This is a genomic window from Ottowia sp. VDI28 (genome assembly GCF_049532675.1).
Taxonomy (GTDB): Bacteria; Pseudomonadota; Gammaproteobacteria; order Burkholderiales; family Burkholderiaceae_C; genus Ottowia.
Window position 1 is genome coordinate 2,902,212 of the sequence record NZ_CP149820.1, and the last position, 13,994, is coordinate 2,916,205.

The 13,994-nt window shown below is 60.5% G+C and carries 12 protein-coding genes, 1 tRNA gene and 1 pseudogene; all 14 read left to right on the plus strand.

Annotated features, from left to right (window positions below):
• The first annotated feature begins 3 nt into the window (after positions 1-3).
• A complete protein-coding gene (locus WJU18_RS13870) occupies positions 4-2,490 on the plus strand; it encodes a hypothetical protein (protein WP_423460617.1) in 2,487 nt (828 codons plus the stop codon).
• Positions 2,491-2,584: 94 nt separating this feature from the next.
• Positions 2,585-3,748: a pyridoxal phosphate-dependent aminotransferase gene (locus WJU18_RS13875; RefSeq protein ID WP_423460618.1), complete on the plus strand. Its 1,164-nt coding sequence runs from the start codon at positions 2,585-2,587 to the stop codon at positions 3,746-3,748.
• A gap of 210 nt (positions 3,749-3,958) precedes the next feature.
• Positions 3,959-4,225, plus strand: coding sequence for a 30S ribosomal protein S15 (gene rpsO, locus WJU18_RS13880; RefSeq protein WP_423460619.1), 267 nt, complete (start codon positions 3,959-3,961; stop codon positions 4,223-4,225).
• A 204-nt stretch (positions 4,226-4,429) separates the two neighbouring features.
• Positions 4,430-6,677 (plus strand): annotated as a pseudogene (gene pnp / locus WJU18_RS13885) (polyribonucleotide nucleotidyltransferase).
• A 71-nt stretch (positions 6,678-6,748) separates the two neighbouring features.
• Positions 6,749-7,765 (plus strand): NAD(P)H-quinone oxidoreductase, encoded by a 1,017-nt coding sequence (locus tag WJU18_RS13890; RefSeq protein WP_423460620.1) that lies wholly within the window; start codon positions 6,749-6,751, stop codon positions 7,763-7,765.
• A 28-nt stretch (positions 7,766-7,793) separates the two neighbouring features.
• Positions 7,794-8,540, plus strand: coding sequence for a triose-phosphate isomerase (gene tpiA / locus WJU18_RS13895; protein ID WP_423460621.1), 747 nt, complete (start codon positions 7,794-7,796; stop codon positions 8,538-8,540).
• Between the two features lie 51 nt (positions 8,541-8,591).
• Positions 8,592-9,026 (plus strand): preprotein translocase subunit SecG, encoded by a 435-nt coding sequence (gene secG, locus WJU18_RS13900; protein WP_423460622.1) that lies wholly within the window; start codon positions 8,592-8,594, stop codon positions 9,024-9,026.
• 125 nt (positions 9,027-9,151) lie between these two features.
• Positions 9,152-9,236 (plus strand) — tRNA-Leu (locus WJU18_RS13905).
• Positions 9,237-9,295: 59 nt separating this feature from the next.
• Positions 9,296-9,655, plus strand: a complete 360-nt coding sequence (locus tag WJU18_RS13910; protein WP_423460623.1) for an NADH-quinone oxidoreductase subunit A — start codon at positions 9,296-9,298, stop codon at positions 9,653-9,655.
• A gap of 58 nt (positions 9,656-9,713) precedes the next feature.
• Positions 9,714-10,193 carry a NuoB/complex I 20 kDa subunit family protein gene (locus WJU18_RS13915; RefSeq protein ID WP_423460624.1) on the plus strand — a complete coding sequence of 160 codons (480 nt, stop codon included), beginning with the start codon at positions 9,714-9,716 and terminating at the stop codon, positions 10,191-10,193.
• 13 nt (positions 10,194-10,206) lie between these two features.
• Positions 10,207-10,827 (plus strand): NADH-quinone oxidoreductase subunit C, encoded by a 621-nt coding sequence (locus WJU18_RS13920; protein ID WP_423460625.1) that lies wholly within the window; start codon positions 10,207-10,209, stop codon positions 10,825-10,827.
• 31 nt (positions 10,828-10,858) lie between these two features.
• Positions 10,859-12,109: an NADH-quinone oxidoreductase subunit D gene (locus WJU18_RS13925; protein WP_423460626.1), complete on the plus strand. Its 1,251-nt coding sequence runs from the start codon at positions 10,859-10,861 to the stop codon at positions 12,107-12,109.
• Positions 12,106-12,642 (plus strand): NADH-quinone oxidoreductase subunit NuoE, encoded by a 537-nt coding sequence (nuoE, locus tag WJU18_RS13930; protein WP_423460627.1) that lies wholly within the window; start codon positions 12,106-12,108, stop codon positions 12,640-12,642. The genes WJU18_RS13925 and nuoE overlap by 4 nt, the downstream gene beginning before the upstream one ends.
• Positions 12,639-13,991, plus strand: coding sequence for an NADH-quinone oxidoreductase subunit NuoF (nuoF, locus tag WJU18_RS13935; protein ID WP_423460628.1), 1,353 nt, complete (start codon positions 12,639-12,641; stop codon positions 13,989-13,991). Before nuoE ends, nuoF begins: the two co-directional genes overlap by 4 nt.
• The last annotated feature ends 3 nt before the right edge of the window (positions 13,992-13,994 follow it).

Below are 13,994 nucleotides of genomic sequence, written 5' to 3' on the forward strand. Positions count from 1 at the left end.
GACATGCGCATCACAGCTATTCCTACCAACTCCACTGCCCGCTCGTTGCCGCGGGCAGTCTCATCTTCAGGCGGCTCGCACACGGAGGCGTCCCCTTTGCAGGACAGGCCGTCAGCCGAGGAATGGCGGCGCGAGGTGGATCAAGCATTGGCCTCCGCCCGGCATACGCCGATGCAGCTACCCGCGGCTGCTACCACGCCCCTGAAAAACCGTCCGAATATCCGCGAATCATTCAATGCAGTGGCTGCTACCACGAAAGAGGCCCGTGCATTCAAGGACTGGTTCCATGGTTTCGCGAGCACCTTGAGCCTTCTGGCCAGCAGGGCTGCCAGCCAAGCCGATTTTGCGGTGTCGGCCAGAAGATATCAAAAGCTGCTCAAGGCGGAATTGATGCGTGGCCAATTGCAGGCCACATATGCGCGGGACGATGCCGATCGTTTGCAGCGTTCTCGCTCACCGCTCGTTCGCGAAGGTTATGGCCGCGCCGTGCGAACAGGCTTGTGGACGGCCGCCGCGGCCATCCGCACCGAACAGGTCCGGAATATGCTCAAGGCCACCATCAGCCAGATGGAAGATTTCGCGGTCTATCCGGTCAGCCGGGCCTTCGAATACAAGGGGCTCACACTCACGGAGCTCACGGAGCTCACGGGGCTATCTGGAGGTGGAACGGGTGAGGGCATGGCTCTAGTCGCAGCTCAGGATGAGGGCCTGTTCGATCTGACCAGCCTCGAGAGCGTCTACATCCCGTCTTTGCGTGTACAACTGGTTCTCAAGTCGAAAGTGGGCGCAGCCGAAATCGATGGGCATTTCGGCCGCCATGGCTTGCGCGCCTCGCCTAGTGAGTGTGCGGATATCTGTGCAGAAAGCATGCTCCGGAAGTTGGGGCAGGGCGATGTTTCCGGCGCGCTCAGATTGCTGGACATGGCTTTTCAAGGTGAGGCCGCCGAAGCTGTCAGGCAGGGGCTCGCCAAGACTGAGCTGATGCCCAATACCCTTGTCGTTCTGCCCGGCGCAGATCCGTTGACCACGAGCACATCGGAGCAATTGCTGCGGCTCAAGCAAGCTTATGAAACCTGCGCTGGCGCCGGACTGGAAAACCCGCCGTTCTATCTGAGCCAGAACATCCAATTGATGCGTTACCTGATCGGCGATATCACTGAATTTGTAAAGCCAGGAATGCCCGAGCCGGTCTGCGGCGATCTGACGGACGCATTGGAAACCGTGGCCCAACTGTGGTCGCAGGCGTCCTTCATGCGCGATCCATATGCCGACCCTCAGGCGTGGTCCTTGCATATGGAGCGCTTCTACCAGGCCATGCAGGAAATTCACCGAGTCATCCGCTTTCAATGGGACTGGGTGGATCGGCCATTCAGTCTCAGTGAAGCAGTCACCTCTTTGTTGCTGGGCCCGCCAAGGCAGGGCCGTGAGAGTCTGTCTCCCCAAAACGCGGATGAGTTGGGCCGCCATGCATCCGTTGAGCGTGCGCCCCACGCATTGGCAATGCTGGAGCAGATTCGTGCGTCGCTGCCGGCTCAAACCTCGGTGGCCTATCTGGCTGGCGGCTATTACGAGACTCCAGGGCTTTTCGATGAACCGTTGCGGTGCGATGCAGTCACGCATCAGGCTTTGCCAGAGCAGGATCTGATCATCATGGAGCCGCATCCGAACAACGCGGCCGAACTCCGCATTCAGGCGTACGACCCTGTAGCCTTGATTGACCATTTGTTCTCACACCGGCCGGATCACCCCCGCACGCTGGTGATGGATGTCACGCTGAACCATCTGGCGGAAGATCAGATAACGCAAGTCTTGCAGGTCGCCAGGCCGTACATCGAATCCGGCAAACTGAATCTCGTGTTGCTGCAAAGTGGCACCAAGTTCATCCAGAACGGCATGGATCTCGTCAATATCGGCATAGCAGCGATATTCAACAATCAGGCGCATTGGGGTAATTTTCGTGCCTGCATGGCGCGCAGTCGCATGCATATTCCGAGAGACGACGAAGGCTACATCACCCGTCTGCTTTCCAGGGAAAACGAGGCCTTGTCCATGGCGTATCTGAGCAAGGTTCGCGACAACACCGCCGCGATGCGTACTTTGCTGAACGCCGAAATTCCGTGGGGCCACCAGCGCGCAAGTGCCTATGAGGTGTGCATCAATACCGATGAACAGACCGTCTACATCGCCTTGAGGCTGACAGATGCCTACCTGGCCAGAAGGCTGAGGAGGGACTCCGAGGCCGAGATCCTCCCGGAGGAGCGGGCCGCGGAGAACAGGTGGCTATACAACAGCGGATTCCGTCTTGCATTCGATGATCTGGCGGCAGTAGACCGCTCCAGCTTTGGATTCAACCTGACCAATTTCGGTGAGTGCGGCGAAACTGTGCGCATCACGCTGGGCATCGAGGAGTCTGCCCTGCTGCAGGAATATGCGAAGCGAATTCTCCAACTCGGTGCCTCGCTCCATGCCAGCGCGTTTGACGTGCAATGATGCCTTCTCAAAGCGCGTAGCGCTACGGCTTTGGGCTACAGCATTGGGCTACGATAAGGCACGCCCGAAAACCTGAAGAATCCAACACCCCGCCATGCGCCAAGCCGTCCTGAACCTTGAGGAATCGAAGATTCGCGAAGTGGCCAATGCCGGCATGGGGCGAAGCGATGTACTGCCGTTCTGGTTCGGTGAAAGCGACGAAGTCACGCCCGAGGCGATCCGGCAGGCGGGCATCGCATCGCTGCAGGCCGGTGAAACCTTCTATTCGCACAACCTGGGTTTGCCGGCGCTTCGTGAAGCCGTGGCAGGTTACGTGAGCGGCCTCCATGGCTCGGTCAGCCCGGATCGGATCGCCATCACTTCCGGCGGCGTGAATGCACTGATCGTGGCTATGCAGGCCTTGATCGATGCTGGAGACGAGGTGGTTGCCGTTACACCGGTCTGGCCCAACCTGACTGCGCAGCCCGTCATTCTGGGCGCGCAGCTCCGCTGCGTGGCGCTCAAGCCTGGCGCTGACGGCGCATGGCGGCTCGATATGGCTGAATTGCTGGCCGCCGTGACCCCTCAAACGCGCCTGCTGGTTGTCAACTCTCCCAACAATCCTACGGGCTGGACGCTTTCCCGCACCGAGCAGCAGCAGATTCTCGACCATTGCCGCCGCACTGGTACCTGGGTCCTGGCGGACGAGGTCTATGAGCGCCTCTACTATCTGGCAGATACCCCCAATAGTGCGGCCCCCAGCTTTCTCGACGCCGCCACGCCTGACGACCGGCTGGTGATCGTGCAAAGCTTCTCCAAGAGCTTTTTGATGACTGGCTGGCGCCTGGGCTGGCTGGTCATGCCTCCTGCCATGACGCCGCACGTGAGCAAACTGCTCGAATTCAACACCTCTTGCGCTCCGGTGTTCGTCCAGCGCGCCGCGTTGGCCGCCATCGAGCAGCAAGAAGCGGTTACGCCTCGCATCGTGGCCCATCTGAAGGCATGCCGCGACACGCTGGTGCCTCTTTTGCAAGCGGTGCCTGGCGTGCAAACCAGCCATGCGCCGGGCGGCATGTACGCTTTTCTGCGCCTAGCAGGCCATGAAGATTCGCTGAATCTCGCCAAACGCCTGGTCGCCGAAGCGGGCTTGGGGCTGGCGCCGGGCGTAGCTTTCGCACCCGAATCCGAAGGCTGGCTGCGCTGGTGCTTCGCTAGCCGCGATCAAGGGCGGCTGCAAGAGGGCACCCAGCGGCTCGCGAAATGGCTGGCCGGGCGCTGATTGAAAGATGTGGCCTAGTCTTGCGACGCTGCCCGGACCCGGTTGTTTCCCCGGTGATTTCGCACCAAGGATCCGTTCTTGTGCGCGTAGAAAGAGGCGCCCAATCCGGTACGCGCTATAATTCTCCGGTTTTGCATCCCGCAAAGCGCACGTGGCGCGCAGTTCCGGCGCACCACGCAAGTCAAACCATTTGGAACGAAGGCAAGAGAAATGATCTCCAAAGAGAACAAGGCCGTTGTGGTCAAGGACAATGCACGCGCTGCCAATGACACTGGCAGCCCCGAAGTGCAAGTGGCCCTGCTGACCGCCCGCATCAACGAACTGACGCCCCATTTCAAGCAGCACGCCAAAGACCACCACGGTCGCCGCGGTCTGCTACGCATGGTGAGCCGCCGCCGCAAGCTGCTGGACTACCTGAAGTCCAAGGATGCAGACCGTTACCTGGCACTGATCGCCAAGCTCGGCCTGCGCAAGTAAGCGTTACCCTATGAAAAACGCCTGAAGCCTATGCTTGGCTCAGGCGTTTTTTGCTTTTTTTCCGGAGTTCGGCTTTAGAGCGAAGCTGTGTCATTCCATCAAACGCCTTGAATCCCGAGGCGCCTGCTGGAATGGCATCGTGTTCTGAATCGGGCTCCAGCCAAGGCGGTTCCTGTAAAAGCCGCCGTTCATCAAGGAGCAAATATGAGCATGTTCAACAAAGTCACCAAGACTTTCCAGTGGGGCGACAAGACGGTCGTCATGGAAACCGGCGAAATTGCCCGCCAGTCCACCGGCGCCGTGCTGGTGAACATCGACGGTACGGTGGTGCTGGCGACCGTGGTGGCCAGCAAGACCGCCAAGCCGGGCCAGGATTTTTCCCCTCACGGTCGATTACATCGAGAAAACCTACGCCGCCGGCAAGATCCCCGGCAGCTTCTTCAAGCGCGAAGCCAAGCCCAGTGAGCTGGAAACACTCACCAGCCGCCTGATCGACCGCCCCATCCGTCCGCTTTTCCCTGAAGGTTTCTTCAACGAAGTGCATGTGGTCATCCACACCGTTTCGCTGAACCCCGAGGTGGATGCCGACATCGCTGCCATGATTGCGGTCAGCGCTGCCCTGTCAATCAGCGGCATCCCTTTCAACGGCCCTATCGGTGCTGCCCGCGTAGGCTATATCAACGGCCAATACGCGCTCAACCCCGGCAAGACCGCCCGTGCCGACAGCCAGATGGATCTCGTGGTCGCCGGTACCGAGAGCGCTGTGCTGATGGTCGAATCCGAAGCACAGCAACTGTCCGAAGACATCATGCTCGGCGCCGTGGTGTTCGGCCATGAGCAGGGCCGGGTGGCCATCAATGCCATCCATGAGCTGGTGCGCGAAGCCGGCAAACCCCTGTGGACAGAAACCGGCGCCTGGGCTCCTGAAGCCAAGGACGAACCCTTCATCGAAAAAGTGGGCGCGCTGGCCGAAGGCAAGCTGCGCGAGGCCTATCAAATCCGCAGCAAGCAAGCTCGTACGCAAGCTGTGCGCGAGGCCTACGCTTCTGTCAAGGCGGCGCTGAAAGGCGAGGGCGCCGAGTTCGACGAAGTCAAGCTCGACAACCTGCTGTTCGAGCAGGAAGCCAAAATCGTCCGCGGCCAGATCCTGGCTGGCGAGCCTCGTATCGACGGCCGCGACACGCGTACCGTGCGCCCCATCGAAATTCGCAACAGCGTGCTGCCGCGTACCCACGGCTCGGCGCTCTTCACCCGCGGTGAGACACAGGCACTGGTGGTGACCACTCTCGGCACCGAGCGTGACGCGCAGCGCATCGATGCGCTCGCCGGCGAGTTCGAAGACCGCTTCCTGTTCCACTACAACATGCCTCCCTTCGCCACGGGCGAAGTCGGCCGCATGGGCTCCACCAAGCGCCGCGAAGTCGGCCACGGCCGCCTGGCCAAGCGCGCCCTGGTGGCCTGCCTGCCCAGCAAGGAAGAGTTCCCCTACACCGTGCGTGTGGTGAGCGAGATCACCGAATCGAACGGCTCTTCCTCGATGGCTTCCGTCTGTGGCGGCTGCCTCTCCATGATGGATGCCGGCGTGCCGATGAAGGCGCATGTGGCCGGTATCGCCATGGGCCTCATCAAGGAAGACAACAAGTTTGCCGTGCTGACCGACATCCTGGGTGATGAAGATCACCTGGGTGACATGGACTTCAAGGTGGCCGGAACCACGAATGGCATCACTGCCCTGCAGATGGACATCAAGATCCAGGGTATCACCAAGGAAATCATGCAGGTCGCGCTGGCTCAGGCCAAGGAAGCGCGCATGCACATCCTGGGCAAGATGCAGGAAGCCATGGGCGAAGCCAAGACGGAAGTCTCCACCTTCGCGCCCAAGCTCTTCACCATGAAGATCAACCCCGAGAAGATCCGCGACGTGATCGGCAAGGGCGGCGCCACCATCCGTGCCCTGACCGATGAAACCGGCTGCCAGATCAACATCGAGGAAGACGGCACCATCACCATCGCCAGCAGCGATTCCGCCAAGGCTGACGAAGCCAAGCGCCGCATCGAGGAAATCACGGCCGAAGCCGAAGTGGGTAAGGTCTATGAAGGCCCGGTGGTCAAGCTGCTCGATTTCGGCGCCCTGATCAACATCCTGCCCGGCAAGGATGGCCTGCTGCACATCAGCCAGATCGCCAACGAGCGCGTGGAAAAGGTCACCGATTACCTGCAAGAGGGTCAGGTCGTGCGCGTGAAAGTGCTCGAGACCGATGAAAAAGGCCGCATCAAGCTGTCGATGAAAGCCTTGCTTGATCGTCCTGCACGCGAAGAGCGCTCTGACCGTCCTCCGCGTGCCGAGCGTGAAAACCGCGGTCACCATGGTGGTGAGCGCGGCAATGACCGTGGCGGTGAGCGTTCCGACGATCGCGCCGCCGTTGAGCAACAGCAGCAACAGCAGCAGTAATCGCCGTGCCGGACGGCCCTCGCCGTCCGGTGCTCGCATTCAGTTTCAGTTGATTGAAGGGCGAATGGGCCATGAAGTGCATTGAAATCCGTGAGTACGGCGCTCCAGAGGTGCTGGTGCCCGCAGAGCGTCCGGCTCCCGCTGCAGGGCAGGGTGAGGTGCTGATCCGCGTCACGGCGTCCGGCGTCAACCGCCCGGATGTGCTGCAGCGTACCGGCAACTACCCGGTTCCCCCTGGGGCATCGGATCTGCCGGGACTCGAGGTGGCTGGCGTCATTGAATCCGGCGACGCCGAGGCCATGCGGGTGGCTGGGCTTGCTGTGGGCGATCGCGTATGCGCCCTGGTGGCCGGCGGCGGATATGCCGAGCAGTGTGTGGCGCCTGTGGCTCAATGCCTGCCGGTTCCCCGCGGCTTGACGGATATCGAGGCAGCTTCGTTGCCCGAGACCTTCTTTACCGTCTGGAGCAATGTCTTCGATCGCGGCCGCCTGCAGGCGGGTGAAACTCTGTTGATCCAGGGCGGCACCAGCGGCATTGGGGTCACGGCCATCCAGATGGGCAAGGCCGCGGGTGCCACCGTCATTGCGACGGCTGGCTCCGACGACAAGTGCGCCGCCATGCTCAAGCTGGGTGCGGACCACGCCATCAATTACAAGACAGCTGATTTCGCGGAAGAAGCCAAGAAGCTCACGGGCGGCAAGGGTGTTGACGTCATCCTCGATATGGTGGCTGGCGAATACGTCCGCCGCGAGGTCGAATGCATGGCCGAAGACGGCCGCTTGGTCATCATCGCCGTGCAAGGGGGTGTCAAGGCCGACTTCAATGCCGGCCTTGTCCTGCGCAAGCGTCTGCTCATCACGGGCTCCACGCTGCGCCCCCGCCCGGTCGCCTTCAAGGGCGCCATCGCGCGGGCTCTCAAGGAAAACGTCTGGCCCTGGCTGGAAAACGGAAGCATCAAGCCTGTGATCCACAGCGTGTTTCCTGCTCTCCAGGCGGAGGAGGGCATGCCCAGCGGCGCAGCACGCGCGCATGCGCTGATGCAGAGCAACCAGCATATTGGAAAGATCGTCCTCTCCTGGCAAGCATGACAGGACAGCGTGACAAGGAAAAGGTGGCATGAGTAGAAAACTGATCGCCGGCAACTGGAAAATGAACGGCAGCTTGGCTGCCAATGAGGCGCTGGTGCGCGAATTGCTCGCCGGCGTCGGCGAGCCTGCCTGTGACGTGGCGGTTTGCCCGCCCAGCATCTATCTGGCGCAGCTGCAGGGCTTGCTGGCTGGTTCGCCGGTCGGCCTGGGTGCGCAGAATGTGTCGATGCACGAAAGTGGAGCCTTCACGGGGGACGTGGCGGCCGAGATGCTGAAGGATTTCGGCGTTCGCTATGCCATCGTCGGCCATAGTGAGCGGCGGCAGTATCAGGCGGAAACCGATGTGCATGTGGCCATCAAGGCCAAGCGTGCGCTGGCTGCGGGCATCACGCCGATCGTCTGCGTGGGAGAAACGCTGCGCGAACGCGAAGCGGGCATGACCGAATTCATCGTAAAGCGCCAGTTGTCCGCGGTGATTCACCTGAATGGGCACTGCATCAGCGAGATTGTGGTGGCCTACGAGCCTGTATGGGCCATCGGCACGGGCCAGACGGCCACGCCTGAGCAGGCGCAAAGTGTCCACGCCGTCCTGCGCGCGCAGATCAAGGCGGCCACCGAGCATGCCGACCGTGTACGCATTCTCTATGGCGGAAGCATGAATGCTGCCAACGCGGCTGAATTGCTGGCGCAGCCCGACATCGATGGCGGGCTGATCGGCGGTGCGTCCCTCAAGGCGGCGGATTTCCTGAAGATTGTGGGCGCGGCCAAGGCCTAGCCCAGGCGTCTGCTGATGCCGATGCATTAAGAATTTTGGAGTAATTGAAGAATGAACATCATCTTGAACCTGTTGCTTGCGGCGCAGATTCTTTCGGCCCTGGCGATGATCGGCCTGATTCTCGTGCAGCACGGAAAAGGTGCCGACATGGGCGCGGCCTTTGGCAGCGGCAGTTCCGGCAGCTTGTTTGGGGCTAGCGGTAGCGCCAACTTCCTGTCGCGCGCCACGGCGGTATTGGCCACCGTGTTCTTTGCATGCACGTTAGCGCTGGCGTATTTTGGCGTTGCGCCCGCTTCGGCGCCGTCTGGTGGCAGCGTGTTGGAGCGTGCGTCCATTGCGGCACCTGCCGCTTCCGGAGCAGCCTCGGCTGCAGTCCCTTCATCCGGCGTGGAGAGCATCCCTGGCTCTTCTTCGTCTGCTCCCGCAGGGAGTGCCGCAGCACCTGCAACGGCTGCTTCCGGCGTGGGTGCCATCCCCGCCAAATGAGTTTTTGATGATTTACCGAAAAAACATTGCTCCTCTCCTGTAAGCAGTGGTTTTTCAGGGTAAACTCCTAGATTAATTCGGTGAGCAACAAATCCCTAGAGAGGAGTTCACTGAAACCGAAATCAGCCGTCGTGGTGAAATTGGTAGACACGCTATCTTGAGGGGGTAGTGGCGAAAGCTGTGCGAGTTCGAGTCTCGCCGACGGCACCATACAAAGCCAAAGGGCATGCCGAAAGGCATGCGCCTTCGGTCACGAGAGAGTAAACCCCATGAACCTGGCCCAATACCTGCCCGTCCTATTGTTTATCTTGGTCGGTCTGGCTGTAGGTGCCATGTGTCTTGGTCTGGGTTCTTTTCTTGGGCCTAACCGGCCCGATGCAGCCAAAAACTCTCCTTACGAGTGCGGCTTTGAGGCATTCGAGGATGCGCGCATGAAATTCGATGTGCGCTACTACCTCGTCGCCATTCTCTTCATCCTGTTCGATCTCGAAATCGCCTTTCTCTTCCCTTGGGCTGTCGCTCTCAAGGACGTGGGGCTTACCGGCTTTGTGGCCGTGGTGATTTTCCTGGCGATTCTCGTGGTCGGCTTCGTCTACGAGTGGAAGAAGGGCGCGCTGGATTGGGAATGATGGCGCAGGCGATGAACGCAACCCTACAACTTGCAAGATCACATCCAGGACCACGCCCATGATCGAAGGAATGATGGAAAAGGGCTACTTCACCACCGGTTTCGACTCGGTGATGAATTGGGCCAAGACCGGCTCGCTGTGGCCGGTGACGTTCGGTTTGGCATGCTGTGCGGTCGAGATGATGCACGCGGCTGCCGCGCGCTACGATATCGGCCGTTTCGGAGCTGAAGTGTTTCGTGCCAGTCCCCGTCAATCCGATCTGATGATCGTGGCCGGTACGCTGTGCAACAAGATGGCGCCCGCGCTGCGCAAGGTCTATGACCAGATGGCAGAGCCCCGTTGGGTGATTTCCATGGGCTCGTGCGCCAATGGCGGCGGCTACTACCACTACAGTTATTCAGTGGTGCGCGGCTGTGACCGCATCGTGCCGGTGGATGTCTACGTGCCTGGCTGCCCGCCTACTGCGGAAGCGCTTCTGTACGGCATCATTCAGCTGCAGCAGAAGGTGCGCCGCACCAATACCATTGCACGGGTTTAACGCGGGTATACGCATGGCTAATTCCGCAACTGAATATGCGATCTCACCCGAGGCGCTGAAAGAGAACATCGTGGCCGCTCTCGGCGAGCTGGCTCAGCACGTCAGCATTGCCCTGGATGAGGTCACGGTCACCGTCCATCCGGATCATTATCTGGCTGCCATGAAGGCGCTGCGCGACCACGAGGCGTGCCGCTTCGAGCAGCTCCTTGATCTGTGCGGCCTTGATTACTCCGCCTACGGCGATGGCCGTTGGGAAGGTCCTCGGTACGCCGCGGTGTCTCATCTGCTTTCCGTCAGCCTGAACCAGCGCGTGCGTGTGCGCGTGTTCTGCATGGACGACGAGTTTCCGGTGGTGGCTTCGGTCAACGATCTATGGAATTCGGCGAACTGGTTTGAGCGCGAGGCGTTCGACCTATACGGCATCATGTTCGAAGGTCACGCTGATCTGCGCCGCATCCTGACCGACTACGGTTTCATTGGTCATCCCTTCCGCAAGGATTTTCCGCTTTCGGGTCATGTCGAAATGCGCTATGACGCTGAACGACAGCGTGTGGTGTATGAGCCTGTCAGCATCGAGCCGCGCGAAGTCACTCCGCGTGTGATCCGGGAAGAAAACTACGGGGGGATGCACTGAAGGCGCCTTGCGCCTTTGGCTTATTTGACTCATGGCTGAGATCAAGAATTACACCCTGAACTTCGGGCCCCAACACCCGGCCGCCCACGGCGTGCTGCGTTTGGTGCTTGAGCTGGACGGCGAAGTCGTTCAGCGCGCCGATCCGCATATCGGTCTGCTGCATCGCGCCACTGAAAAGCTGGCTGAGCACAAGACATTCATCCAATCGCTGCCTTACATGGACCGTCTCGACTACGTGTCCATGATGTGCAACGAACATGCCTACTGCCTGGCGATCGAAAAGCTGCTCGGCATCGAGGTCCCCATCCGCGCGCAGTACATCCGCGTGATGTTCTCCGAGATCACGCGCCTGCTCAATCACCTGATGTGGCTCGGCTCGCACGGCAACGATTGCGGCTCTTCCACCATCCTCATCTACACCTTCCGTGAGCGTGAGGACCTGTTCGACATGTATGAGGCGGTTTCTGGCGCGCGCATGCATGCGGCCTATTTCCGTCCTGGCGGTGTTTACCGCGATCTGCCGGACACCATGCCGCAATACCGCAGCAAGATCCGCGGCACTCATGCGCTGGAACAGAAGAACGCCAGCCGCCAGGGCTCCCTGCTTGACTTCATTGACGATTTCACCCGGCGCTTCCCCAGGCTGGTGGATGAATACGAAACCCTGCTGACCGACAACCGCATCTGGAAGCAGCGCACGGTCGGTATCGGTGTCGTCACCCCTGAACGTGCTCTCAACCTCGGCATGACCGGGCCCATGTTGCGCGGTTCCGGCATTGCCTGGGATCTGCGCAAGAAGCAGCCCTACGAGGTCTATGACCGCGTTGATTTCAACATTCCGGTCGGCAAGACCGGCGACAGCTACGACCGTTATCTCGTTCGCGTGAACGAGATGCGTGAATCCAATCGCATCATCAAGCAATGCGTGGATTGGCTGCGTGCCAATCCTGGCCCGGTCATCATCGACAACCACAAGGTCGCCCCGCCGACACGTGTGGCGATGAAGACCAATATGGAAGAGCTGATCCACCACTTCAAGCTCTTCACCGAAGGCATGCACGTGCCCGCAGGTGAAGCCTATGCAGCGGTGGAGCATCCCAAGGGCGAATTCGGCATCTACCTGGTTGCCGATGGCGCCAACAAACCCTATCGATTGAAAATCCGCGCGCCCGGTTTCGCGCATCTGGCTGCGCTCGATGAGCTGGCCCGAGGCCACATGCTGGCCGATGCTGTGGCCATTATCGGCACGCTGGATATCGTGTTTGGAGAGATTGATCGATGATCTCTGATGTGTCTTCTCAGGTGAGCGCCACAGAGGCGTCGCCGTTTTCCGCTGCTACGCTGGCGCGTTTCGCGCGCGAAGTCTCCAAGTACCCGGACGAGCAGAAGCAGTCCGCCGTGATGGCCTGCCTCTCCATCATCCAGCAGGAGCAGGGCTGGGTAAGCCCCGAGAGCGAACAGGCGCTGGCCGCCTACCTCGGTATGGCGCCAATCGCCGTGCATGAGGTCACCAGCTTCTACAACATGTACAACCAGCGCCCGGTCGGCCGCTACAAGCTGAACGTGTGCACCAATCTGCCGTGTCAGCTGCGCGACGGCGCCACGGCGCTGGCACACCTGGAGAAAAAGCTGGGGATCACTGCCGGAGAGACCACGGCAGATGGCATGTTCACCCTGCAGCCTTCCGAATGCCTGGGCGCTTGCGCCGATTCGCCGGTCATGTTGGTCAACGACCGCACCATGTGCAGCTTCATGAGCGAAGAAAAGCTCGATCAGTTGATCGATGGCCTGACGAAAGCGGAGGCTGGACGATGAGAGCTGAACAAGTGTTGTCGCAGTTTGCCGCCACCGGTGTGCAGACCTGTTTCCATGGGCGTCACATCAACCCCTTGATCTACGCCGGGCTCGACGGCTCCAATTGGAGCTTGAAGGACTACGAAGCGCGTGGCGGCTATCAGGCGCTGCGCAAGATCCTCGGCCGTGATGGCGGCGAAGGCCTCACGCCCGATCAGGTCATCGCCACCGTCAAGGAGTCTTCCTTGCGCGGGCGCGGCGGTGCGGGTTTCCCCACCGGGCTGAAGTGGAGCTTCATGCCCCGGCAGTTCCCGGGCCAGAAATACCTCGTCTGCAACTCCGACGAAGGCGAACCGGGCACCTGCAAGGACCGCGACATCCTCATGCACAACCCGCATATCGTCATCGAAGGCATGGCCATCGCGGCCTATGCCATGGGGACGAGCGTGGGTTACAACTATATCCACGGCGAGATCTTCCAGGTTTACGAACGCTTCGAGGAAGCGCTGGCGGAAGCCCGCGCCGCCGGCTACCTGGGCGATGGCATTCTCGGCAGCAGTTTCAATTTCCAGCTGCATGCGCACCATGGTTTTGGCGCCTACATCTGCGGCGAGGAAACCGGCCTGCTGGAATCCCTCGAAGGCAAGAAGGGCCAGCCGCGCTTCAAACCGCCTTTCCCTGCGAGTTTTGGTGTCTACGGCAAGCCCACGACCATCAACAACACCGAAACCTTCGCCGCAGTCCCCTGGATCATCCGCAATGGTGGCCAAGCCTATCTCGAGTGCGGCAAACCCAACAACGGCGGCACCAAGATCTATTCGATCAGCGGTGATGTCGAACTCCCGGGGAACTACGAAATTCCCATGGGCACCCCATTTTCCAAGCTGCTCGAACTCGCGGGCGGTGTCCGCGGCGGGCGCAAGCTCAAGGCGGTGATTCCCGGTGGCTCATCGGCCCCTGTGCTGCCAGCCTCGATCATGATGGATTGCACGATGGACTACGACTCCATCGCCAAGGCCGGCTCCATGCTGGGTTCCGGTGCCGTCATCGTGATGGACGAAACGCGCTGCATGGTCAAGTCGCTGCAGCGCCTGTCGTACTTCTACATGCACGAATCGTGCGGGCAGTGCACGCCTTGCCGTGAAGGCACGGGCTGGCTCTGGCGTATGGTCGAGCGCATTGAAAGCGGCCAAGGCCGGCCGAGCGACATGGATCTGCTTGATTCTGTGGCTGGCAACATCATGGGCCGCACCATTTGCGCGCTGGGCGACGCGGCGGCCATGCCGGTGCGGGCCATGCTGAAGCATTTCCGCTCTGAGTTTGAATACCACGTCGAGCACAAGACCTGCATGGTCCCGGCTTACGTTTGATCC